At 46.8% G+C, this 22,795-nt stretch carries 16 protein-coding genes; 8 read left to right on the forward strand and 8 right to left on the reverse strand.

What is annotated here, in order from left to right; genetic code table 11:
• Positions 1–9 precede the first annotated feature (9 nt).
• The 6 genes from CLV42_RS26185 to CLV42_RS26210 all read left to right on the forward strand — a co-directional run bounded on the left by CLV42_RS26185 (position 10) and on the right by CLV42_RS26210 (position 8,023).
• Positions 10–1,434, forward strand: coding sequence for a RagB/SusD family nutrient uptake outer membrane protein (locus tag CLV42_RS26185; protein WP_106604894.1), 1,425 nt, complete (start codon positions 10–12; stop codon positions 1,432–1,434).
• Between the two features lie 22 nt (positions 1,435–1,456).
• Complete coding sequence (locus CLV42_RS26190) at positions 1,457–2,212, forward strand: DUF4843 domain-containing protein (protein ID WP_170117655.1); 756 nt, start codon at positions 1,457–1,459, stop codon at positions 2,210–2,212.
• A gap of 33 nt (positions 2,213–2,245) precedes the next feature.
• Complete coding sequence (locus CLV42_RS26195) at positions 2,246–3,778, forward strand: PKD-like family lipoprotein (protein WP_106604896.1); 1,533 nt, start codon at positions 2,246–2,248, stop codon at positions 3,776–3,778.
• Between the two features lie 22 nt (positions 3,779–3,800).
• Positions 3,801–5,789, forward strand: coding sequence for a TlpA family protein disulfide reductase (locus CLV42_RS26200; protein ID WP_106604897.1), 1,989 nt, complete (start codon positions 3,801–3,803; stop codon positions 5,787–5,789).
• Between the two features lies 1 nt (position 5,790).
• On the forward strand, positions 5,791–6,873 hold the full coding sequence (locus CLV42_RS26205) for an alpha/beta hydrolase family protein (RefSeq protein WP_106604898.1): 1,083 nt from the start codon (positions 5,791–5,793) through the stop codon (positions 6,871–6,873).
• A gap of 91 nt (positions 6,874–6,964) precedes the next feature.
• Complete coding sequence (locus CLV42_RS26210) at positions 6,965–8,023, forward strand: NADP-dependent oxidoreductase (protein ID WP_245901738.1); 1,059 nt, start codon at positions 6,965–6,967, stop codon at positions 8,021–8,023.
• Positions 8,024–8,101: 78 nt separating this feature from the next.
• Here CLV42_RS26210 and CLV42_RS26215 read toward each other — a convergent pair whose 3' ends face one another.
• From CLV42_RS26215 to CLV42_RS26230, 4 genes are all read right to left on the reverse strand, one after another.
• Positions 8,102–9,223, reverse strand: a complete 1,122-nt coding sequence (locus CLV42_RS26215; protein WP_106604900.1) for a glycoside hydrolase family 76 protein — start codon at positions 9,221–9,223, stop codon at positions 8,102–8,104.
• Positions 9,224–9,257: 34 nt separating this feature from the next.
• The gene (locus CLV42_RS26220; protein WP_106604973.1) at positions 9,258–11,054 is read right to left on the reverse strand and encodes a RagB/SusD family nutrient uptake outer membrane protein; all 1,797 of its coding nucleotides are present in this window, start codon (positions 11,052–11,054) and stop codon (positions 9,258–9,260) included.
• Positions 11,055–11,071: 17 nt separating this feature from the next.
• On the reverse strand, positions 11,072–14,452 hold the full coding sequence (locus tag CLV42_RS26225) for a SusC/RagA family TonB-linked outer membrane protein (RefSeq protein WP_106604901.1): 3,381 nt from the start codon (positions 14,450–14,452) through the stop codon (positions 11,072–11,074).
• 94 nt (positions 14,453–14,546) lie between these two features.
• Positions 14,547–15,476, reverse strand: coding sequence for a FecR family protein (locus CLV42_RS26230; RefSeq protein ID WP_106604902.1), 930 nt, complete (start codon positions 15,474–15,476; stop codon positions 14,547–14,549).
• 179 nt (positions 15,477–15,655) lie between these two features.
• Between CLV42_RS26230 and CLV42_RS26235 the strand changes: the two genes are divergently transcribed.
• A complete protein-coding gene (locus CLV42_RS26235; RefSeq protein ID WP_106604903.1) occupies positions 15,656–16,111 on the forward strand; it encodes a MarR family winged helix-turn-helix transcriptional regulator in 456 nt (151 codons plus the stop codon).
• Positions 16,112–16,119: 8 nt separating this feature from the next.
• On the forward strand, positions 16,120–18,744 hold the full coding sequence (ppsA, locus tag CLV42_RS26240) for a phosphoenolpyruvate synthase (protein WP_106604904.1): 2,625 nt from the start codon (positions 16,120–16,122) through the stop codon (positions 18,742–18,744).
• A gap of 115 nt (positions 18,745–18,859) precedes the next feature.
• Here ppsA and CLV42_RS26245 read toward each other — a convergent pair whose 3' ends face one another.
• The 4 genes from CLV42_RS26245 to CLV42_RS26260 all read right to left on the reverse strand — a co-directional run bounded on the left by CLV42_RS26245 (position 18,860) and on the right by CLV42_RS26260 (position 22,791).
• Positions 18,860–19,453 (reverse strand): RNA polymerase sigma factor, encoded by a 594-nt coding sequence (locus CLV42_RS26245; protein ID WP_106604905.1) that lies wholly within the window; start codon positions 19,451–19,453, stop codon positions 18,860–18,862.
• A 102-nt stretch (positions 19,454–19,555) separates the two neighbouring features.
• The gene (locus CLV42_RS26250) at positions 19,556–20,515 is read right to left on the reverse strand and encodes an MBL fold metallo-hydrolase (protein ID WP_245901739.1); all 960 of its coding nucleotides are present in this window, start codon (positions 20,513–20,515) and stop codon (positions 19,556–19,558) included.
• 77 nt (positions 20,516–20,592) lie between these two features.
• Positions 20,593–21,663 (reverse strand): serine hydrolase domain-containing protein, encoded by a 1,071-nt coding sequence (locus tag CLV42_RS26255; protein ID WP_106604906.1) that lies wholly within the window; start codon positions 21,661–21,663, stop codon positions 20,593–20,595.
• A 6-nt stretch (positions 21,664–21,669) separates the two neighbouring features.
• Positions 21,670–22,791: a lactonase family protein gene (locus tag CLV42_RS26260; RefSeq protein WP_106604907.1), complete on the reverse strand. Its 1,122-nt coding sequence runs from the start codon at positions 22,789–22,791 to the stop codon at positions 21,670–21,672.
• Positions 22,792–22,795: the final 4 nt, after the last annotated feature.

Consider the following 22,795-nt stretch of genomic DNA (forward strand, 5'->3'; position numbering starts at 1 on the left):
AGTGCAAATATGAGATTCAGAAATATATTACTGCTGTTCATTCCGGTTTTGCTGCTTACAGCCTGCAATAAGTTCCTGGATGTAAAGCCTAAAACACAGATCGATACAGACGATGCGTTCAGGGATGAACAAGGCTTCATGGATGCACTGACGGGCGTATACCTGAAGATGAATGTGAATGCTGTATACGGGCAGGAACTGAGCTTCGGGCTCACAGAAGTATTGTCCATGCAGCACAGCCGTTTCACCAGCACCTTTCATGAATACTATTACGCCGCGCAGTACAACTATACCAATGCGGCAGTAAGAAGCAAGATAGACGGTATCTGGAAAGGATTGTACAATGCCATCGCCAACGACAACAGCCTGATAAGCCATCTGAATACCACCGATCAGAAGATATTCAGGGATGTGAACTACCCCATTATCAGAGGAGAAGCCTATGGTCTGCGGGCATTTATGCATTTCGATCTGCTGCGCCTGTTCGCGCCCGCTCCTGCTTCCACAGGTGGTCTTACTGCGAAAGCCATTCCCTATATGGACCAGCTGACGGTAAACGCTTTACCCAGGCTGACCGTACAGGAGATCCTCAATCGTATACTGGCCGATTGTGCTGTTGCCGAAGCGGCTTTAAAAACAATAGATCCGATCGTACCAGGTAGCACTACGCCTACCACTACCAGCGGATATCTGCGCGACCGCTCCTATAAATTCAACTACTATGCAGTAAAAGCACTCGAAGCAAGGGTATATCTTTATATGGGTGATAAAGCCAAAGCACTCGCAGCTGCTGAAGAAGTGATCAATGCCAACGCCTTTACCTGGGTGAATATTCCTGAAGTTTCTTCCGGTAATAAAGTATTTACTTCGGAACTGATCTTTACCTTGTATAAGTCAGATATGGATGCATTCACGCAGTCCTATTTCACACCCACTTCTACCAATGTGCTGACAAAATCAAGTAGTGATGAGTTCCTGACCATCTATGAAACAGATGCCGATATCAGGTACACCGCACTTACCGATCTGGAAAATACTTCTACCAATATAAGGGTATCTAACAAGCTGGCACAGCCTACAGGAGTGTCCACTGCCTTCCTCAGAAGAATGCCGCTCATGCGCATTTCCGAGATGTATTATATCGCAGCGGAAGCACTGAAAGAAAGCGATCCGGAGAAAGCAGTGACTTATCTCAATACGGTGAGAAGAGCAAGGAACGTAACGGCAGATCTGCCGTTTACACTTACCACAGAACAGATACAGGAGGAAATATTCAAAGAGTACAGAAAGGATCTCTATTGTGAAGGACAGTTATTCTTCTATTACAAAAGACTGAACCTGCCCACCATCGTTTATTCCAATGTAACGGCCGACAATAAGGTATATGTATTGCCGCTGCCTGACAACGAAGTGGAATATGGAAACGGCAATTAATTCAGTAACAAAAAAGATCATCATGAAAACAGTTAATAATATAACAGGTTTGTTGGCACTGCTGCTCTTTTTCCTGACAGCATGTGAAAAGGATATTTCTTCCTACAATAATGATCCAAGGGTGTATTTCTTTGAAAGGAATACAGACCTGACGCAAAGCCGCGTTACTTTCAAATCTTTCTCCTTCCTGAAACTACCGACAGCAGTCACGAAAGATACCTTCCTGATCAGGGTGAAGATTATGGGAGATGCAGCACCCTATGACCGTATTGTACGCGGACAAGCGATTCCTGACAGTACCACGGCGCAGGCAGGCAAACACTATGATTTCATAGATGGGGTAATACCGGCTGATTCTATCACTGGCTACCTACCAGTCGTATTATATCGCACAGCAGATATTACTGATTCATCTGTTACATTGAACCTGGCGATTGCTCCCACCAAAGATTTCAAGCCAGGTGTTACTGAAGACGATGTCTTCACCCTTTCCTGGAGCGACAACGTAGTAAAACCTGCCAACTGGGATGGGTTCATCAGTCTCTCTGCTTATTTCGGTACTTACAGCACCGTTAAATACCGCTTTATCATCGCGACCACCGGCATCGAACAATTCCCTTTACAGCAAAGCGGAAGGGTGCCTCCAAAAGATGGTGAGTATACTGCGGCTGCCATGAGTGACATTAAAGCTATGCTGAAAGATGCGCTGAAGGCATATAATGACAGCCATGATCCCGATCTCACAGACGAATTCGGGCAACTGGTAACCTTCCCCTGATGAGGGCTATTATTAACAAACAATGATGCTGACATGAAATTTATTTCCAGATATATACTCCCGTCACTGCTGTCGCTACTTGTATTAAACGCCTGTAAAAAAGACCTCGGCGACTATGACTATACCAAAGTGGGCATGCCTGTAATAGATACCGCCGGTATTGGCAATCCCTATTATATTGAACGCTATGCGTCATTACAGATCGATCCTTCTATCCGCTATGATGGAGGCAACACAAAGGCCTTACGCTACCAGTGGTTGCTGTATCCAAATATTACCAACAGCACCAGTGGCACTGCAGTAGTAAAGACAATTTCAACAGAAAAGACACTGAACGTTCCTATTGTCGAGAAAGTAGGTGAATACCGCGTGGAACTGATCGCAACAGATACCACCAACCAACTGAAGGTAAACATGATCTTCACCGTTGTTGTATCTGTTGGTATTGAATACGGCATTATGGTATTGCATTCACAACAGGATTCATCCGACGTTGATTTTATCACGACCGCCAACGCAGTACCGGTAGCAGGTATTACACCTAAACACCTCAGAGGTATATTCTCTGCTTCCACCGGCAGCAAAATAGCCGGTGCACCGCGCTTCATTGCACAGGAAAGGCGTTCTCAGACCATGCAGAACTGGATAACGATTGGCAGCGCAGGACATATAGCTCGTATGAGTGGTAGCGACTTCTCTTTAATGAGAGAAGATAAAGCACTGTTTCGCCGTAGCGATGCAGTCATCAATCCACAGGCATTTATGTTACTTGGGAACGGCTATAGCGCATTGATCAATGATGGCAGACTGCACATGTACACCACCGTTTATGAAACAGATGCCCTGTTCAGTGCTTCCGTTCCTGGCGACTATGAACTGGCGCCTTACCTCGCAATGGGTTCCTATTACAGCGTTGTTGCCGGTGTTTATGATCAGAAGCATGGTAAGTTCATTCACCCTGCTTCACTAGTAGGGTCTATGATAGACTTCGTTGCTGCTCCGGATACCGTACATCCTCCATTCGATCTGCGTAATATCGGCAAGGACATGCTGTATATGGACCGTGGGTTTAGCAACTACACGCACGCCTTCTTCAAAGACAAGACCGGCAACGGCTACTGGCTGTATATCATCAACTTTAATACTTCCGACAATGGTAATCTCGCCATCAGTGCCAATGACATGAGCATGCTGCCTGAGATAAGCACTGCTAAATTCTTCCAGGCTAGTGAACAGGGATATGTAGATCTCTATGCCACCGACAGGAAGATCTATGCATATAATTATCAGGGCACCAATACTGCAACGCTGGCGTTTGATGGTTTTCCTGCCGGAGAGACCATCACCTGCATGAAGATATACAAACCCAATCCGAACTATAACCTGTCAACAGTAACCGGCTGGATACTGTATGTAGGTACCTGGGACGGTCAAAAGGGTAAGGTATATGAACTACAGCTGAATGCACTCAGTGGTCAGATCAATGCAACACCGTTAAACGTATTCGAAGGATTTGGAAAGGTGGCTGACATCAGCTCAAAAGCGAGAGGTTCAGGCACCTATTAACAACGGAAATCAACGAACATTTATGAGAAAGAATTTAATGCTCACAGCAACATTTATTTTGTTACTGATGACCACCTATGTGTCTGCACAAAAGGGATTCCGCGTTTCGCCGATGTATCCCAATGGAGGCGACACAGTAACGATTACCTATAATCCTGACAGTACTATCCTGAAGGGACTCGCCCCCGTAACAGGCACGATCTACCTGTTTACCGACTTTAAATGGGAAGCAGATGACCTGAACATGCAAATGACAGATTCCGGATGGGCGGCCACATATGTATTGCCATCCAAAGCATCTCTGCTTATCTGCAATTTCAGTGCTGCAGGTAAAACAGACAAAGGCGGTAAGATGACCTACGCCTGGATGATGACCGGCAACAACCATAAAATAGTACCCGGTGGTTACCCGGCATGGGCTTTCATACGCGCCAGATCCATTCACGAAAGTGTTCCTGATGCAGTAGACAGCATCGCAATGATTGATGATGAATTAGCCTTACAATGGATGATGTGGGAAGTAAGAGATCATCATGAGAGTGACAGAAAGATCTTCTACAATGCGAATACCTTTATGAAGAATCATTACGGCCGCCGGGCTGACTCCTCCATGAGAGAGCAGATCAAACACATCACCGGACTGCCTGATGTAACAGAAGAAGAACTGATAGCTGTTTCCCGCGCCTATAATGATCTGTTACATAGTAAAGCCAGCGCCGATTCTATGAACGATATCATTATCAAGAAATTCCCTGCCGGCATTACCGCCAGAGATAAATGGATCTATAGGATGTTCCGCGAATCTAATGTGCGGGACAGTCTTTGGGAACACTTCGTTCAGCTCTTTCCACTGAAGAAATTCAGCAACGTCAACACGGAGATCGATCAGATGTACTATCAGAAGGTGTACAGGGCCGTAGCCTATACTCCTATCATCAAACGTAATGACTACAGCGTCATGAATAAAATGATACCGGATGCACCACTGATCTCTCTGACAGAGTTTCACCGGCAGGTGATCATGAACCCGTTTGAACATAATACGGTAAAGGCAGACTCCATTCTCTCCTACTCCCAGACGATCGTTGACCAGCTGGAAAAACTATCCGGGGAGAAACGGGGCGCTGAAAGCCAGTTCCTCTCACCTTCCGCATGGAAGCGCTATGTACTTCAATACAGCAGCCCGGCATTCTTCGGCCATGCTACCCTGCTGCATGTGACAGGCGACGATAAACGTGCCCTGGTATACATGGAGAAAGCAAGAGCATACCACGATCCTGGAAGAGTTGGCGCCGAATTTAACGGACTATATACGACCTTACTGGAGAATAACGGCAAACATGCCGCAGCCATGCAGATAGTAGAAAACAGTGTACGTGAGAACAAGGTTACCCCTGAAATGATCGCTATGCTGAAAAAAGAATACGTCGCCAAACATAAAAGTGAGGCAGGCTTCGACGCTTACTTCAACAGCATGAAGGATCCTGAACAGCTGAAGGCACAACAGGAACACCTGAAATCAGACCTGATCAGACAAGCTGTTCCATCTTTCAAACTGGAACAGATGAAAGGGGGCTACGCTGAGCTGGCAAAACAAAAGGGTAAGATCGTAGTATTAGACTTCTGGGCTACCTGGTGTGGCCCTTGTAAAGCGGCGCTTCCTGGTATGCAGATGGCGGTAGACAAATATAAAAACGATGACAAAGTCACTTTCTATTTCATCGCTACTCAGGAAACAAAACCGGACTATCGCGAGCAGATCAAAGCCTTTGTGAAAGAGAAGAATTACAACATCAATGTGCTGTACGACGCACCTAATAAAAAGAGTGGTCACCTGGATGATACCTATTCCAGATATGCTTCGCTGATGCACTTCTCCGGTATCCCACAGAAGATGATCATTGACGGTAATGGCATGGTTAGATGGACATCCACCGGTTACTTTGGCAGTCCCAGTGCACTGGCAGACGAGATATCATATGTTGTTGAACTGCTGAAAAAAGAGAATTGATATGTTAAGATTGTTGCTGATTGTCCTATCTATACCTCTACTGATCCCTGGCCATATATACGGCCAGGGATCTCCTTACCGCAGCGATACTGTACATTTCAGCAATGCTGATGGCAGTATCCGTTTTGGCGGCACGCTCACCATACCCGCAGGTAAGAAAAGCTATCCTGCCATCGTGCTGATATCGGGCACCGGTAAACAGGACAGGGATGGCACCATGGCCGGGCACCCGATGTTCCGTGTACTAGCCGACTCCCTGACCCGCAGAGGCTTTGCCGTACTGCGCACAGACGACCGGGGCGTAGGTGAGACAACAGGAAAATATGAAGATGCCACTACTAAAGATTTTGCAGATGATGCATTAGCCGCTGTACGCTTCCTTAAACAACACAAAGCGGTCCGCAAAGTCGGTGTTATGGGACATAGCGAAGGCGGCGCCGCTGCCATCATAGCTGCGGGTTCTTCCCGTGACATAGACTTTGTAATTACCCTGGCGGGTCTTGCCCTGAATGGACTGGACGCCCTGAAATTACAGAACTATGCCATTACCAGATCAGCGCCGATCAGCGATTACGACCGTAATCGTTATGACACCATCAATACGCGGATGTTTGACACCGTTTACAGGTATGCCGGCACGCCCGAACTGGAAGGTAAACTCCGTAGTACCTATGCCGCCTGGAAACAGGCTGATGACAGCGCCTTTAAGAAAGACTTCCCGGATAAGTATGATCATATGCGCTTTTTCCTGGAATCTTACATCACACAGGCGACAGGCCCCTGGTATCAATATCATATCAGGTTTGACCCTGTTCCTTATCTGCAGAAGATCAAAGTGCCTTTCCTCGCCCTGAATGGTGACAAAGACATCATGGTCACCTACCGGGAAAACCTCGACATGATCGCTACTACACTGAAACAGGCAGGTAACGGAAATGTAACGACCCATGCCTTACCTGGTACCAACCACCTCTTTCAGCATTGTGTAACCTGTACAAGAGAAGAAATCAGCACGTTGAAAGAAGACTTCTCTGCGGAAGCATTTACAATCATCATTCAATGGTTGCAGCCATTGCTGAAATAATTTTTTTGTTGAAGATCAATAGATAAATGACAAACGCGGCTTATTGAGGCCGCGTTTTTGTATTTGGTCTTATTTTTGCCTGACAGCTATCATGAGCTTAGCAATTTCATTCAACTACAACCGGTTGAAGACAATAAGACAGAAAATGAAAGCGATCACACTTAGGCAGTTTGGCACCACGGACAATTTCTTTTTTACAGAAACTGACACCCCGGCAATCAGTGATAATGATGTACTTGTAAAAATATATTCGACCGCCTTCAACCCCATTGACTACCAGATGAGGATAGGCGCCAATGAAAGTAAACGTATGCACTCCCATATCCTGGGAAGGGAATTTTCGGGGATCGTCGCTAAAAAAGGGAAGTTGGTGAAAGACCTTGAGATCGGAGACAGTGTATACTGCGCATCCGGCAGTATGGGCTCTAATGGCACCTACGCGGAATATATCAGTGTACCACAGCAGATCCTGGCCAAAATGCCAGCGAATATCAGCTTTGACCAGGCAGCGGCACTGCCCATCAGTGCCCTGACCGCCATGCAATGCTGTAACCGGCTCAAAATATCCCCCGAAGAATCCGTCTTCATCAGCGGAGGCGCGGGTGGCGTAGGACTGGTTCTGATCAAGATCCTGCTTTCTCAGGGTGTCAGGAAGATCGTTACCACCGCCGGTAATCCCGGAAGCAGGCAGGAACTGATCAATGCAGGCCTCAGAAACGACCAGATCATCGACTATAAAGCGTCCAATGCCGTTCCCCTGATCATCCAGGCAAATAGTAACCAGCTGTTTGATTATTGCATAGACCTTGTGGGCAGGCAAATGTCTGAGCGTTGCAGCAATATTCTACGGTTGAACGGGACTTATGTAGACGTGACCAACTTAACAACAGATGAAGCACATGAAAACCTATTCAATATAGGAGCTGTAGTGGTTCATATTTCCAATTATGCCTATAGTCTGAAAGGCAATTTTGCTTATTACGGCGATCTTTTACGACGTATCACTGGCCTGGTAGAAAAAGGTGTTATCAGTCCCTCTCCCGTTCAGGTAATCGGCGACTTTGAATTAAGCACCGTCAGAAAAGCACATGCCCTCATGGAGAGCAATCAGACCCAGGGCCATAAACTGATCATGCGCATCAGCGAATAAAAAAAGGTGTACCAACAAGCCGTGGAGCTGGCCTGTTGATACACCTAAGGGGAATTAGTATGGCTGGATATGGATAGTCTATTTCTCCGGCGGACAAACCTGCATCAATTCCACCGCACTGCTGGCCTCATAAGATTGCACAATACCAGAAGGACAAGGCACCTTGTAATTCCGATATGTGATCCCTCTTGTGGCATCGCGATTGCCCCAGGCCATGTTGATATTCTTGCGGATCCATGGCAGATATTGCTGTTGCCCCGCATCCTTCACCAGCGTCATGATATAGTGACCGAAAATCGCCTTCAGTACACCCTGCTCATTCCAGTCGCCTTCAGCAGGCAGAACACCATCCGCATCACACATTTTCTGCTGTGTATAGTCGGCGCCCTTCTTTGCATTGTCCAGGTAGGACTGCTGACCGGTAGCCTTATACAACATCACCGCAGCACCGATAAAAGTGCCCTGGTTGTAAGTGTAGTCAGAAAAGCCTTTATTGCCTTTAATGTTGTTATCTGCCGCCCTGCCGGTGGTACTGTCGGTCAGGTTTACCAGCGACCAGCTATAGATATCCTTGGCCTTGTTCAGGTAAGACGTATCCTTTGTAATGTTATACAATGTCATCGCCGCAATCACTGTCGGGAAGTTGATACAGGAGTTCTTGCCTGTATGTTTGAAATCCCACCACATGCCACCAAGGGCAGGATCGTATGATTCTTTATACACGTACTGGAATCCTTCTATGGACCTATCCAGGTATTCCTTATTACCAGTGATCTCATGCGCCCTGGCTAGGGAGATAATCCACCACATCATATCATCGTAAATGAACCATACCACTTTGTTACTCCAGTTGTACCTGTCATAACGGTTATAACCACCCTGGTACAGGTCATCTATCATCTTACGGTGAGCCGCATCTCCGGTACGCTTATAGGTATCCATAATAAGGTCCCAGTATACGGCCTGTGTCCAGATAGCACCTATGTCTTTCCGTTCCGTATTAGAATAGTACAGCTTATCTGTCGTGCTGTAGAAATACTGGTTGAAAGTATTAAAAGCAGCCGTGGCATCCTTCGACGTAAAAGATACCGGTGGCAATACGGGAGGATCTACAGTGCCTCCACCTGTTGTATTGCTTTTACCACAGGAGATGCTTGCCAGCAGTACCGTAATGGTTAGAAAACAACGTAATTTATTCATCACAAAAACAAGTTGATGTCAGTTAATAAAGTTATTACCATCCGGGATTCTGCACAAGCTGTCTGTCATTATTTACATCGTTGGATGGTATCGGGAAAAAGTAATGACGCTTGTTGAACACCCTTGTTTCAAAAGTCACCACCTTCAGGAAGTCCGGCATGTCTGCGCTGATATTCATCCCTGACATAGGTCCATTTTGGGTCTGCTCTCCGATCTTCCAGCGGCGTACATCAAAGAAACGGTTATTCTCAAAAGCCAGTTCTATCCTGCGCTCCTTACGGATGGCCTGACGCATGGCATCCTGACTGGCTGGTGCGGCCAGCCCTTCCGTTCCGTATTGAGGGATACCCGCTCTTTCACGGATCAGGTTCAGGTATTTCAGTGCATCAGGATTGGAAGGATCTGATTCATTTACACACTCTGCATAACTCAGATAGATCTCCGCTAGTCGGATCAATATCACGGTACGATTGGAAATATCCCAGGCGCCCAGTCCCATTGCCTTACGTACAATGTAACCGGTAGGAGAATAGTCGCCGCCACCTGTTTGTTTACCTGAATTACCTGTGTTATAGAGACGAGTGGTGATCTCACCAAATGATTTGTTCAACCAGGTGCTGCCATCATAAGTAATGTCTACATAAAACCGTGGTTCCCTATTCACCCACTGGTTATAGATCTCCTTTTCATGGGTATCATTTGGTGGCTGGAACATAGAAGTGCCTTCCTTTACGTAACCGGATAAAGGATCATCTATACTTCTGCCATTCTTCATAAAGAAGGCATCCACCATATTCTGTGTAGCGCCTAAGCCGCCGCTACCTCTTACATCGCGGGAGCTGGCGCCATTGTGGTAAGGAGTCAGCTCATACTGTCTGGGACCGATAGAACTGCCTGGTCTGGCAAAGATCACCTCTTTGTTCCAATCGGTCAGGATCACATCGCGGCAGGATAGGTAAGGATCATAATTGCCATTGGCATCGTTCTTTCTGAACAGGTCATAAGTGCCGGGTACAAACGTGGAAAGAAAGGCCTTATAAGCTTCTGCTGCTTTTGTCCATTTATTGGCGTCGAAGGTCTGGCTGATCAGGTGTTTACCATCTTTATTGACCATATCAGCAAAATCAGTGTTACCGTTGTACAGCGGACTGGCGGCGTACATCAGGGCACTGGCGCGGAAAGCCAGGGCAGCGCCCTTTGTAACACGGCCAAAGTCTTCATCATTGTCCTGTATGACAGGAAGATCTTCGGCAGCTCTAGCCAGTTCTGTAGTAACATATTCTACGCACTCATCAAAGGAATTACGCGGCAACTGCAGGTCTGCGTCCACAGGAGGGGCTTTCTCTCCCAGGATGATAACGGGTCCGTAGATGCGCATCAGATAGAAATAATACATAGCTCTCAGCGCCCGGGCTTCTGCCTTGTATTGTTTGATTTTGTCAGGCGACAGGTCTTTGATCGCATCTGCATTTTCCATAAATACGCTGGCGCTGCGGATACCACGATAAAAGTTGCGCCAGTAGTCGCCTACAAAGCCAGAGTTAGCATCCCAGTTGCCGATGTTCACATCATTGGATTGTACAAAGCCCCATACATAATCGGCTTCGTCGGAACCACCGGTCCACAGGCCGCGGTTGTTCTCAGAACCGGGATTGCGCTGCCCGTATTCATCCGGAACACTGCGATACACATCTGCCAGGAAGCGCTGTGCACTACCCCATGTTCTGAAGGTTTCATCTAAAGTCAGCCTATCGTCCGGCACCTGGTCAAGGTATTTTGAACAGGAGGACGTGAGTACTATAACGAGGAATAGATATAATAGCTTTTTCATCATCTTTGCTTGTAGAATTAAAATTTCAGGTTCATACCAAGAGAAATGGTCCTGATGTTAGGATACCTGGAACCGTTATCTGTATTCAGCTCAGGGTCCCACAGCTTAAACTTGCTGAAGGTAAACAGGTTGATGCCCTGCACGTAAACAGACGCATTGCGGATACCTGTTCTGTTCAACCATGTCGTAGGCAGGTTATATGCCAGCTGCGCCGACTTCAGTCGCAGGAAGCTCACGTCTTTAATCCACCAGGAGCTGGCCTGTGTATTGTTTTTATTCTCCGCTTCTCCATACGCCAGTCGTGGATAGAATGCATTAGGGTTGGGATTATCTACCGTCCATCTGTCTTCTGCAATAGCATATGCATTCGTCAGACCACCACCACCATTGAATGGTATGATAGCCGATCCCCCCAGCATTCTGTCTGCATCAGAGATACCCTGGAACAACAAGCCGAAATTGAATCCTTTATATCCCAGGTCAAAGCCGAAGCCATATACGGTAGTAGGCAGATCGCCGCGGCCTATTTTTGTAACATCATAGCTGTTGATGATGCCGTCGCCGTTCAGGTCTTTATATTTGATATCACCGGCTTTTACTTTAGACTTATCTCCCGGTACAGCGCTCTTGTTCACTTCATCTTCGCTGACGAACAACCCTTCTGCAATATATCCGTAGCGGGCCAACACGTTGTTGCCTCTGTGCTCCATCCATGGGTACGTCTGTGGCGGACGGTCATCTTCTCTGACCACATCTTTCGTATAAGTGATATTACCTCTCAGTCGCAGGTCAACTGCGCCTATTTTGGTACTATATTCAAGAGAGGCGTCAAAACCTTTATTATCCACGATACCCAGGTTCGCAAACTGCTGGTTCTGCAATCCCATAAAGTCTACGTTGGAAGCCCTTTGCAGGAAGATACCGGTACGATGCTCCTTGAACAGATCTACGATCACCGACAGGCGGTCTTTTAACGTACGGAACTCGACGCCAAGGTCCTGCTTATTAGACACCGACCATTTTACATTGGTTGCATAACGATTGATGTTGATACCGCCAACGTCATTAAATGTTCTGCCATACTTATAGGCATGATCATACGTGCTCAGGTTCGTGATGTACAGGAAACGTTCTCTCGCACTTCCCAAACCGGTATTACCATTGGAATAGCGGAATTTCAGGAAAGTAATGGCATTCTTCAGCGGAGCAAAGAATTTCTCTTCAGACACGATCCAGCCCACACCTACTGCGGGGAAGAAGCCGAAACGGTTACCCGGAGCAAACAGTTCAGAGCCATTATAACCGGCATTCACTTCCAGGAAATATTTATCTGAGTAAGAGTATGCTACCCTGCCTGCAAAACCTAAAGACCTTTCGGGAATAGAGCTGATAAAATCTCCTGCCAGTGCATTTGTTTTATCGCTGGAATAGAACAGCGCCAGGCCGCCAAAGCGGTGTTTACCAAAACTCCTGTCGTAGTTCAGAGATGCCTCCGTATAGAACTTACGGCTGGTCTGCCTGTCATTGGAGTTATTATCAAATCCGAGGTATGCATTGCCGGTGTATGTCTTTACGAGGTTCAGCGTACCATCTGGTTTGTAAGGCATGCTCTGATCGGGATAATAGGTATCCTCTCTCTTGGAGCGGGTAATGTAGTTCTGGTTGTATGTATCAAATGCAAACATGACGCTCGCTGTCAGCCCTTTTGTCAATGCATCCAGTTCCTGTGTAGCCCGCAGGTTGGAGAACAGCTGATTACGGAACTCATTGCGGTAGCCCCTGCGGGTCAGATCAGCATATGGGTTACGGAAACCACCGTTAGCAGATTGTCCGGGCACGAGGCCTCCCGGATACATGATAGGGTATGCCACAGGCGCGGCGTCCATTGCACTCTGGAAAATATCAGCGGAATTGATACCGGGATAATTACCATTGGAGAAATATCCCTGTAAACCAACATCCAGTTTTGTGCTTTTGGTTATACGCAGATTGAGGTTACTGGTGAAATTATACCGGTTGTATTTCATGGACGAATTGTATTTCGACAGATCGTCTGTTTTCAGGAAACCGGACTCACTGAAATAACCCAGGGATACATAATACTGTGCATTCTCCACACCACCACTGGCATTCAGGTTAGTACTACGGGTATGCCCGTATTTATTGAATACGGCATCCATCCAGTCCACGTCAGGATACAGCAAAGGATCTGTACCCTTTTTAGTATTTTCTATATATTCCTGCGAATATTTCGGGTTCTGGTTCCGGGTCGTCAATGCCTCATTCGCCAGGTTCATATACGAGATACCATCCAGCATATCCGGACGGCGTACAAATGTGTTCACACCCTCGTTATAATCCAGGTAGATCTGTGGCTTGCCTACTTTACCGGTCTTCGTTTTCACCAGTACTACACCATTAGCACCGCGTACGCCATAAACAGCAGTACCAGCAGCATCTTTCAGTACGGTAAAAGACTCGATATCTTCCGGTGAGATATTATTGATAGAACGTTCCACACCGTCCACCAGGATCAATGGTCCGGAGCTGTTACCATCCCCGAAAGTAGAGATACCACGTATCCAGATATCGGCGCTTCCCTTACCGGGTTCACCGGAACGTTGTACACCCACCACACCGGCAATACGTCCCGCCAGCATCGTTGTGATATCAGCCGCAGGTTGTTTGAATTCTGTCACCTTCACGGTAGACTGTGCACCTACCAGGCTTACCTTACGCTGCGTACCAAAACCCACTACTGCCACTTCGCCGAGTGATTTACTGGCTACTTTCATGTGTATGTTCAGGCTCGTCTGGTTACCCACTGTTACGATCACCGTTTCATAACCGATGAAGCTAAAAGCCAGCACAGCATCGGCCGACTGTACAATTAGTTTGAACTTACCGTCATTGCCGGTGGAGGTCATGGTACTGGCCCCACGTACTGCAACACTTACACCAGGCATAGGAGCGCCTGTTTCATCTGTTACAGTACCTGATACTACTATATCCTCCCTGCCACCTTTGGTTGTGGCAGGAGCAATTGTACCGGCAGCAGCCTTGCTGATCACAACAACATTGTTGACCTCTGCAAACTCCAGCTGCTTGTTACGGAGTAATTGTTCCAGCACCACATCCAGTCGCTCGTTGGAGAAAGAGCAATCCCGGATGGGGAAAGAGCGTAACAGTTGTTTGTCATACGCAAAAGTAACTTTCGTGGATGAATGCAGCTCTTGTATGGCCGACTCCAATGACCCGCTTTTCAGGCGGATGGTAACGTTGGTCTCTTTCAGGATCTGTCCCTTACCTGCATATACCGGCAGGAAAAGGGATGCTCCCATCAGGAGAAGCACGGCAGACAATAGCCGTCTTCTGAAGGTCGTGGTAATTTTTTTCATACGTAGTTTAGGCGTTAAGATGTTACGTTAGCAGAAACCTCCGTGACATGAATTGCATACAGTGTTTTCTTGTTTCTGTGTTGATCTGTTGGTTTTATTCATATACTATGACCACGTGGCCGGTCACTTCGATTTTCAGGTTGTGGATAGCTGCCAGTACTTCTGCGGCTTTCACAGGGTCCATGGTGGTAGATAATTCGGTGGTGTACCTCGTTGCCCGTACACCTGCCTGTGAGGTGGTCAGTGTAATGCCGAAGTTTTTCTGCATGAGCACCACCATATCCTCAAAGGAAGCATCGTTCAGCACCATGCTACCTTCCCGCCATCCCAGCAGGCTTTTATCAATAGCGTCTATCGTTGTATTGTTTTTCGTGCGGTCATAAGTCAGCGCCTGGTCTTTTACCAGTACCTCTGCAGTACCACCATTTTTCTGCACACTCACCTTGCCCTCGGTCACAGCGATACTCATCCTGTTCACCTGGCGATAAGCGGTTACATTAAAGGAGGTACCGAGCACGGTGGTGGTCAGCGGACCGCTTTCCACGATAAACGGCACGGAAGGCTTCCCTTTCACATCAAAGAAGACTTCCCCGTCCACGATGTTCAGACGACGTTCCTCACGCATATCTTTAGGTATACGGACAATAGAACCTGCGTTCAGGGTCAGCTGGGAGCCATCCGCCAATTGTATGGTTTTCCTTTGGCCCACAGCGGTAGTCACTTCTGTATAGGCCGGGTTGGATCTGTTTACCATGTAATAGGTCAGCCCTCCGGCCAGTAACAGGATTACCGCTGCAGCGGTTGCCAGGTTTCTCCGCAGGTAGTGGACCTTTTTCTTCTCCAACTCCGGTTGTATACGCTGCCAGATCTCCAGGCGAACGGTTTCTTCCTCTTCCCTGCTGAGTGGGTTAACAAGCTCATTATCAAATGACTGGTACCAGTTATCAATAGCGCCGGTCTCCTTTTCCCGGGTCTGCCCCAGGAGGTATTGCCGAAAGATGCGCTTCAGTTTATCAGTTTCCAAATGTGGACGTTTTACCTACTTATCCGGAAAATGGAGGTTTGGTACTAGAGCTGCGGAAAAAAAATTTAAACCATCTTATCAAGTTCACTTTATGGGTATTTATTCCTCCAAATTATTTGGACAGCCTGTAAATCAATATTATCTTAGCAACTAAGATATTTACCCAATAAGATATAAATATGAACACTGAAGAGATCACCCGAGTCAGGAAACTCAGCCAGGCATATGCATACACCTCTATCCAGATGCATGAAACCATTGGCCGGGAAGCAGGCCTTTCCGGCACAGACCATAAATACCTCGGATTCCTGTTACAAAAAGGCCAAATGACAGCAGGCGAGCTGTCAAACTTAACAGGTCTGACCACTGGTGCGGTAACAGGTTTGATAGACAGATTTGAGAAGAAAAAACTGGTAAAAAGACGGTTTGCGGAAGATGACAGACGTAAAGTGCTCATTGAACCCAACACCAAAAATATCATGGCATTGCTGGAACCACTTTATAAAGAATTCCGGCGTCAGTCAGAAGAATTGATAGCTTCCTTTTCAAGCAAGGAGCTCAAAGTCATCGAAACCTATTTTTCAAAAGCGATTGAAATCATGACTGAGACGACCAATAAACTCAACAATAAATAATCGTAAATATGAATTCCTACATACTTGATTTCCGGGAAATCGATACGACAAAACTTGCTATCGTCGGTGGTAAAGGTGCTAACCTTGGAGAACTATCCAGGATTGAGGGGATACAAGTGCCTGAGGGCTTTTGTATTACGACGGAAGCATATAAAGAAATTACCGGTAGTAACAGTGAATTGAATGTACTGCTGGATCAGCTGTCTGTGTTGAAACCTGATAACCGAAAAGGTATCAGCGAAACGGGCGCAAAGATCCGGAAGGTGATCGAAGCCATTTCAATTCCGGAAGGTATCAGCCATGAAATTTCCCGGCGTCTTGAGCAGCTTGGCGTACACAATGCTTATGCGGTACGCTCCAGCGCCACCGCGGAGGATCTTCCTACAGCCTCTTTTGCAGGGCAGCAGGATACCTATCTGAACATCATTGGTACAGCAGCCATCCTGAAACACATCAGCAAATGCTGGGCCTCACTGTATACCGACAGAGCCGTCACCTACCGTCTGCAAAACGGGTTTGACCATAAAAAAGTTTACCTGTCTGTTGTGATTCAGCAAATGATCTTCCCGGATGTAGCAGGGATCATGTTTACCGCAGACCCGGTTACCGCAAACAGAAAAGTAGTATCCATTGACGCCAGCTTTGGATTGGGTGAAGCATTGGTGGCCGGACTTGTAAATGCGGATAATTATAAAATACGCGAGGACAGGATCATCGATAAGAAAATCTCCGCAAAGAAACTGGCGATGCTGGCGGTTGAAGATGGTGGCACAAAAGAACAGGAAATCGGTCTGGATCAACAAAATGTCCAGGCACTTCCGGATGATGCTATTATATCACTTCAACGCCTTGGAAGAAAAATTGAGGCTCATTTTGGCAAACCGCAGGATATCGAATGGTGCCTTGCCGGGGATACCTTTTATATTGTTCAGAGCCGGCCAATCACTACCCTATACCCTGTTCCCCAGGCGGATGATCAGGAAAATCACGTCTATGTATCTGTCGGTCATAACCAGATGATGACAGACGCCATGAAACCCCTGGGATTGTCTTTCTTCCTGATAACCACCTCCGCCACCATGCGTCAGGCCGGCGGAAGGCTATTTGTTGATATTACGGCTTTGCTGGCTTCACCTGTCGGCAGAAAAACGTTAATAGAAACAACCATCGGAAAATCTGATCCTCTCATAAAAGATGCACTCTTAAATATAATTGAGCGGAAAGATTTTATAAAATTGTTGCCTGCTGATACAACAGCACCGGGCCCTGGCAAAAGTGATAAAGGGGGCCATACGATCGATTATAATGCACAATTGGAAAACGATCCGGCAATTGTTACTGATCTGATCAGGATCAGTCAGGCTTCCATAGAAGCGTTAAAACAAAACATCCAGTCGAAATCAGGAGCTGATCTGTTTGATTTTATACTGGAAGATCTGCAGCAATCAAAGCAGCAATTATCCGATCCAAGGAATATGGGTGCAATTGTAACCGCTTTCAACGCGTCCTCTTGGATCAATGAAAAAATGAACGAGTGGTTAGGTGAAAAAGGCATAGCAGACACATTTTCTCAATCTGTACCCAACAATGTCACTTCAGAGATGGGACTCGCATTACTGGATCTTGCAGATGTAATTCGCCCTTTCCCTGAAGTAATTGCCTATTTACAACAGGTAAAAGACGACAACTTCCTCGAAGAACTGCCGCAATTTAAAGGCGGACAAGAAACCCGAAACGCTATCGAGGCGTATCTGAACAAATACGGCATGCGATGTGTCGGCGAGATCGATATTACGAAAACCCGCTGGAGTGAAAAACCTGCTACGCTCATTCCCATGGTCCTCAGTAATATCAGGAACTTTGAACCTGGCGCCGGTACCCGGAAATTTGAGCAAGGCAAACAAGAGGCACGGAGCAAAGAACGGGAATTATTAGACCGGTTAAAGCAACTACCTGATGGTGAACAGAAAGCAGCAGAAACAAAAGCTAAGATTGACCTGATCCGGACTTACGCTGGTTATCGTGAATATCCCAAATATCGCCTGATTAATCGCTACTTCATTTATAAACAGGCCTTATTAAAGGAGGCAGAACAACTGGTGAAGGCCGGTCTTATCCATGAAAAAGAAGACATCTACTATCTCACTTTTGAAGAATTGCACGAAGTGGTACGCACTAATAAAGTAGATTATCAGCTTATCAATAGACGAAAGGACGAGTTCAAATCCTATGAGAAACTGACGCCTCCCCGTGTGATCACATCTGACGGTGAGATCATTGCCGGTAAGTACAAACTGGAAAACCTTCCCACCGGAGCTATTGCAGGTCTTGCTGTTTCTGCCGGCAAAATAGAGGGACGGGCACGTGTGATCCTGAACATGGAAGAAGCCGAACTGGAAGAAGGAGATATATTGGTCACCACCTTCACTGATCCCAGCTGGACACCGGTGTTTGTATCTATAAAAGGCCTTGTCACCGAAGTGGGTGGATTGATGACCCATGGAGCAGTTATTGCGCGTGAATATGGCTTGCCAGCAGTTGTCGGCGTAGAGAATGCTACAAAGCTGATCAAAGACGGACAGCGGATCAGGGTGAATGGAACAGAAGGATATATAGAGATATTACCCAACTAATAGCATTAACAAACGAAAATCATTCGCGTCAATAGGCTCCGCCAGCCTAATTGTTTGCAGCCCGGGGTTTCGTACCCCGGGAAATTAAAATGAGTTGTGATAGCCCAACACGCCCTTATTTGATGTGACAAAAGAGATACGCCACCAGCAGTGCCCAGTCGCCGGAGGAGCTGGATTTCAAATAGGCGCGCATTCTGCGGAGAGCTTCCGTCAGTTGATTCTTAACCGTTTGTTCCGAGAGATTCAGCTGACGGGCTATTTCTGCTATGGAAAGATCTTCTTCCCGGCTCATCCGGAAGATCTGCTGCATACGGGTGGGTAACAGGCTTACCGCTGCAGCAATATTGGCCGTCAGTTCTTTGGTTTCCAGGCGGTCATCAAATTCCTGGCTATCCAATATATCAAATAAGGATATCTTTTTGATCTCGGCGGCGCTGAAAGCATAATGACTGATCACCCTGTATTTGATAGCAGCGTGCAGGTATTTTGCGAATTCGCCCTCTTTTAAAACGGGGATCTCTTTTCTTCTGCGCCAGAGACTTAACATGACTTCCTGTACCAGGTCTTTCGCATCGTTTACGTCTACCCGCTGACAGGCCCGCGTATATAATGCTTTCCAATACCTGTTGTACAGTATCTCGAAAGCAGCGGTATCATCTCCTTTCAGCAATTGCAGTAAGTCCCCGTCACTGATATGCGTTTCGAACATCTTGATCTTGGTGAGCCGTAAAGTAAAAGCGAATTACTTAAGAAAGCAAGCGAATTACAAATAAATAGCCCTTCCGACTTACTACTGATTATCAGCCACTTATTATATCCCCAATGCTTCTCCTACCTTCAGCACTTCCAGCTTTCCCTGTATAGCGCCCTGTTTTTCAAGTCCCTTCAAAGTAGTCAAAGGGTCGCTCAGTGGCTCATCAGACAGGTCAAAAGTGCCGTAGTGCATGGGGATCATTACGCTGGCATGCATATCATTTGCCGCTCGCACAGCATCCTGGGGAGAAATATGGCTTTGCGACATAAAAAAGGCAGGCTTATATGCCCCTATCCCTACGATACAATAGTCGATATGAGGAAAGATCCGGCCTACGTCTGTAAAATGACTGCCATATCCGGAGTCGGCAGCGAAATAGATAGTCTTGCCCCCTGCCTGGATCACAAAAGCGCCCCAAAGCTGGTTATTAAGGTCACGAAACCCTCTTTTGGCCCAATGCCTTGCCGGAAGGAAAAAAACCTTTATATGGGCTTCTGTGTGGTATTGCTGATACCATCCTGCTGTCTGTACCTGTTCATTACCCGTCAGTTTCTTTAACAGACCTTCCATTTTTAGCCCTGTCAGATATATCGCCTGCGGATTATTCTGCGCCAGTAAACGCAGGCTCCGCTTGTCACAATGGTCCAGGTGATTGTGGGATATCAGGATATAATCCAGTCCCTTCAGTTTGGCAGGATCTATAGGAAAAGGCGTACGCCGTTTGAACAACGGGATATTATAGAAAACAGGGTCGATCAGTATATTGACGCCACCCAGCCGGATGAAGAAAGAAGCATGGCCAAACCAGACGATACAGTCTTTACCGGAATGCAGGAAATCTTCATTATAGACGATATCAGGAATCCATCTGTCCGTTTCCTTCTCTGCCTTCTGCGGGTTTCGTTGCAAGCGCCATTTGAGGAATTCGGAAAAAGAGTACTTATGCGGAAACTCATAGTTCATGAATTTCCCGTTTTCATCTACCGGCGTTCCTTTCCAGTCAAAAGGTAATTGCATGTCGGACAAGTCCGGGTTTGAGACATATTCCATAACTGCCATCGTGTGTTCCCCTCAAATATACGTTATCAGTATTGTTATTCTCCATACCGTTGGATCAGCTCTTTCAGTAAAACATCAACGGCGTCTTTTGTAGCAGCAGTGGCTGCATTCGTAAAGATCACATATGCTCTGTCGGCCTCTTTGATAACATGCACTCTCGTGATAAACGCGCCTGCATTCCCTTCGTTGAATGCTACATGATGTTGTGGCAGCTGAGGCGGATTAAACCATCCGTAAGAAAAGTTCGGCAATCCAAAGAGCAATTGTTCAAAAGTCTTCTTTGGTAATAAATCACTCTTCCCTTTCAGTCCTTTCAGCAACTCCCGGATAAAACGGGTGTATTCTTCCAGGCTCACGTTGATATTACCTGCCGCCAGCAGCCAGTTCATCTTATAGCTTTCCGCGGGAGCTAGTGGCTGCAGATCTGCATCATGTCCCCAGGGTTGTGTGGTATCTTTCAGATTAGGATAATCAAAGCGGAAATTGATCCCCAGCCGCGCTCCTAATTCCTGCACGAGTGTTTTATAAGGTTTCCCGCTTGCCTTCTCCAGCATAAGGCCCGCTGTGATATAATCGAGATTGGAAGGCATTAATCCGTTCGTATCCGGCTTCTGGGGAGCCTGTGTCAGGAAGTTGGCTACCAATTGCATACGCTGTGCCGCATAGTCACCATGCAGCTCCCTGAAAGTAGGCGTCTCCGAATCATAGGAATAGCCCTGCAGCCTTCCCCTGAATGTCAGCAGGTTGGCCAGTGTAACCGTATCGTATACATAACGGGTCCTCCATCTCAGTTCAGGGAACAGCGTCAGAATGGTCGTATTCCATTGTATCTTCTGCTCCTTCACCAGCAAGGCGGCAATAAAGGAGGTAATCGCCTTGGTATTGGAGCCGATATGGAACCTGTCTCCGGCTTGGGCGGCATAAGCCGTATTAGCACGTTTTACGCCCAGTATATGGCATTCCAGTACACTATCTGAAGAGACAACCGCGAATGCCAGTTCAGGTACCTTGTAATGTTGTCGTACACTATCCGCAAAAGATGTGATGTTCTGACTGTAGGACAGGTGGGTGATAGCTACCAACAATGGCAGCAGTAAGCGTTTCATAAGTAATTAGTCGTTATATGTTCTGATTTGTAAACAGGAAGGTCCCTGTATTTTTATGTCTACGCCTGTCTTCGTCAGCAGACCGGTTTGTGCATTCCGTTTGAAAACCACCACATTCCCACTGAGCTGGTTCGCCACTATCAGGAATTTTCCGCTGGGATCTATCAGGAAGTTACGGGGATGATCACCCAGTACAGACTCATATCCCACATGGCTTAATGTTCCGTTTTTATGAATGCTGTAAATGGCGATATTATTTTCTACGCCACGGTTAGATGCATACAGGAAACGGCCGTCGGGTGAAATATGGATGTCAGCACTGCTATAAAAACTACGCGGTACACTATCATGTGTCATCAGCCGTTGCAATGATTCCAGCCTGCCTTTATTGTATTTATACGCTGTTACCGATCCCGATAACTCTTCTATACAATAAGCAAAACGCCCATTGGGATGAAAGGTGAAATGCCGTGGACCGCTGCCGGGTGTGGTCCTGATAAAACTATCTGCCTGCAATGGCTTTGCCTGACTGGCATCAAAGATAAAACGTCGTATTTTATCGGCCCCGAGGTCGGGCGTAAATACATAGTCCTGTGCAGGGGAAAATACCGTAGAATGAATATGTGAACTTTTCTGTCTTTCTGTAATACTGCTATCCGTAAATGGAATGACCGTCACCGCAGCGCCGATAGTTCCATCGCTATTCAAAGGGAATACAGAGAGACTGCCACCTGTATAGTTTCCATTCACCAGCCAGCGACCGCTTTTATGCACCGTAAGGTAGACCGGGTTATCCCCTCCGCTAGGCTGTTTACTCAACAATGTGATAAGCCGCTGCTGTCTGTCAAACCGGTAACTGCTCACGCTTCCCATACCGGCGGTACGGGTCTCAGTACAGGCATAGATATACTGACCGTTCGCCGAAAGAGTCAGATAAGAAGGGTTCATGATAGCGGAAAATGTACAGACCTTATCGAGTCTTCCACTTTCCATATCCATCCTGTAAATGTAGATACCGTCTTTATCTTTCGCATCATTGTAAGATCCGACAAACAAATAGGTCGTCTGCGCATAGGTGAAGCTATTGGCGAGTATTGCCAGTAATAGCAGGCATGATCTTTTCAGCAAGTGA

This window comes from Chitinophaga ginsengisoli (assembly GCF_003014595.1).
Classification (GTDB): Bacteria; Bacteroidota; Bacteroidia; order Chitinophagales; family Chitinophagaceae; genus Chitinophaga; species Chitinophaga ginsengisoli.

Coding starts and splice junctions, on each gene's coding strand:
- CLV42_RS26185 (WP_106604894.1), top strand. CDS start 10: ATGAGATTCAGAAATATATTACTGCTGTTCATTCCGGTTTTGCTGCTT.
- CLV42_RS26190 (WP_170117655.1), top strand. CDS start 1,457: ATGAAAACAGTTAATAATATAACAGGTTTGTTGGCACTGCTGCTCTTT.
- CLV42_RS26195 (WP_106604896.1), top strand. CDS start 2,246: ATGAAATTTATTTCCAGATATATACTCCCGTCACTGCTGTCGCTACTT.
- CLV42_RS26200 (WP_106604897.1), top strand. CDS start 3,801: ATGAGAAAGAATTTAATGCTCACAGCAACATTTATTTTGTTACTGATG.
- CLV42_RS26205 (WP_106604898.1), top strand. CDS start 5,791: ATGTTAAGATTGTTGCTGATTGTCCTATCTATACCTCTACTGATCCCT.
- CLV42_RS26210 (WP_245901738.1), top strand. CDS start 6,965: ATGAGCTTAGCAATTTCATTCAACTACAACCGGTTGAAGACAATAAGA.
- CLV42_RS26215 (WP_106604900.1), bottom strand. CDS start 9,223: ATGAATAAATTACGTTGTTTTCTAACCATTACGGTACTGCTGGCAAGC.
- CLV42_RS26220 (WP_106604973.1), bottom strand. CDS start 11,054: ATGAAAAAGCTATTATATCTATTCCTCGTTATAGTACTCACGTCCTCC.
- CLV42_RS26225 (WP_106604901.1), bottom strand. CDS start 14,452: ATGAAAAAAATTACCACGACCTTCAGAAGACGGCTATTGTCTGCCGTG.
- CLV42_RS26235 (WP_106604903.1), top strand. CDS start 15,656: ATGAACACTGAAGAGATCACCCGAGTCAGGAAACTCAGCCAGGCATAT.
- ppsA (WP_106604904.1), top strand. CDS start 16,120: ATGAATTCCTACATACTTGATTTCCGGGAAATCGATACGACAAAACTT.
- CLV42_RS26245 (WP_106604905.1), bottom strand. CDS start 19,453: ATGTTCGAAACGCATATCAGTGACGGGGACTTACTGCAATTGCTGAAA.
- CLV42_RS26250 (WP_245901739.1), bottom strand. CDS start 20,515: ATGCAATTACCTTTTGACTGGAAAGGAACGCCGGTAGATGAAAACGGG.
- CLV42_RS26255 (WP_106604906.1), bottom strand. CDS start 21,663: ATGAAACGCTTACTGCTGCCATTGTTGGTAGCTATCACCCACCTGTCC.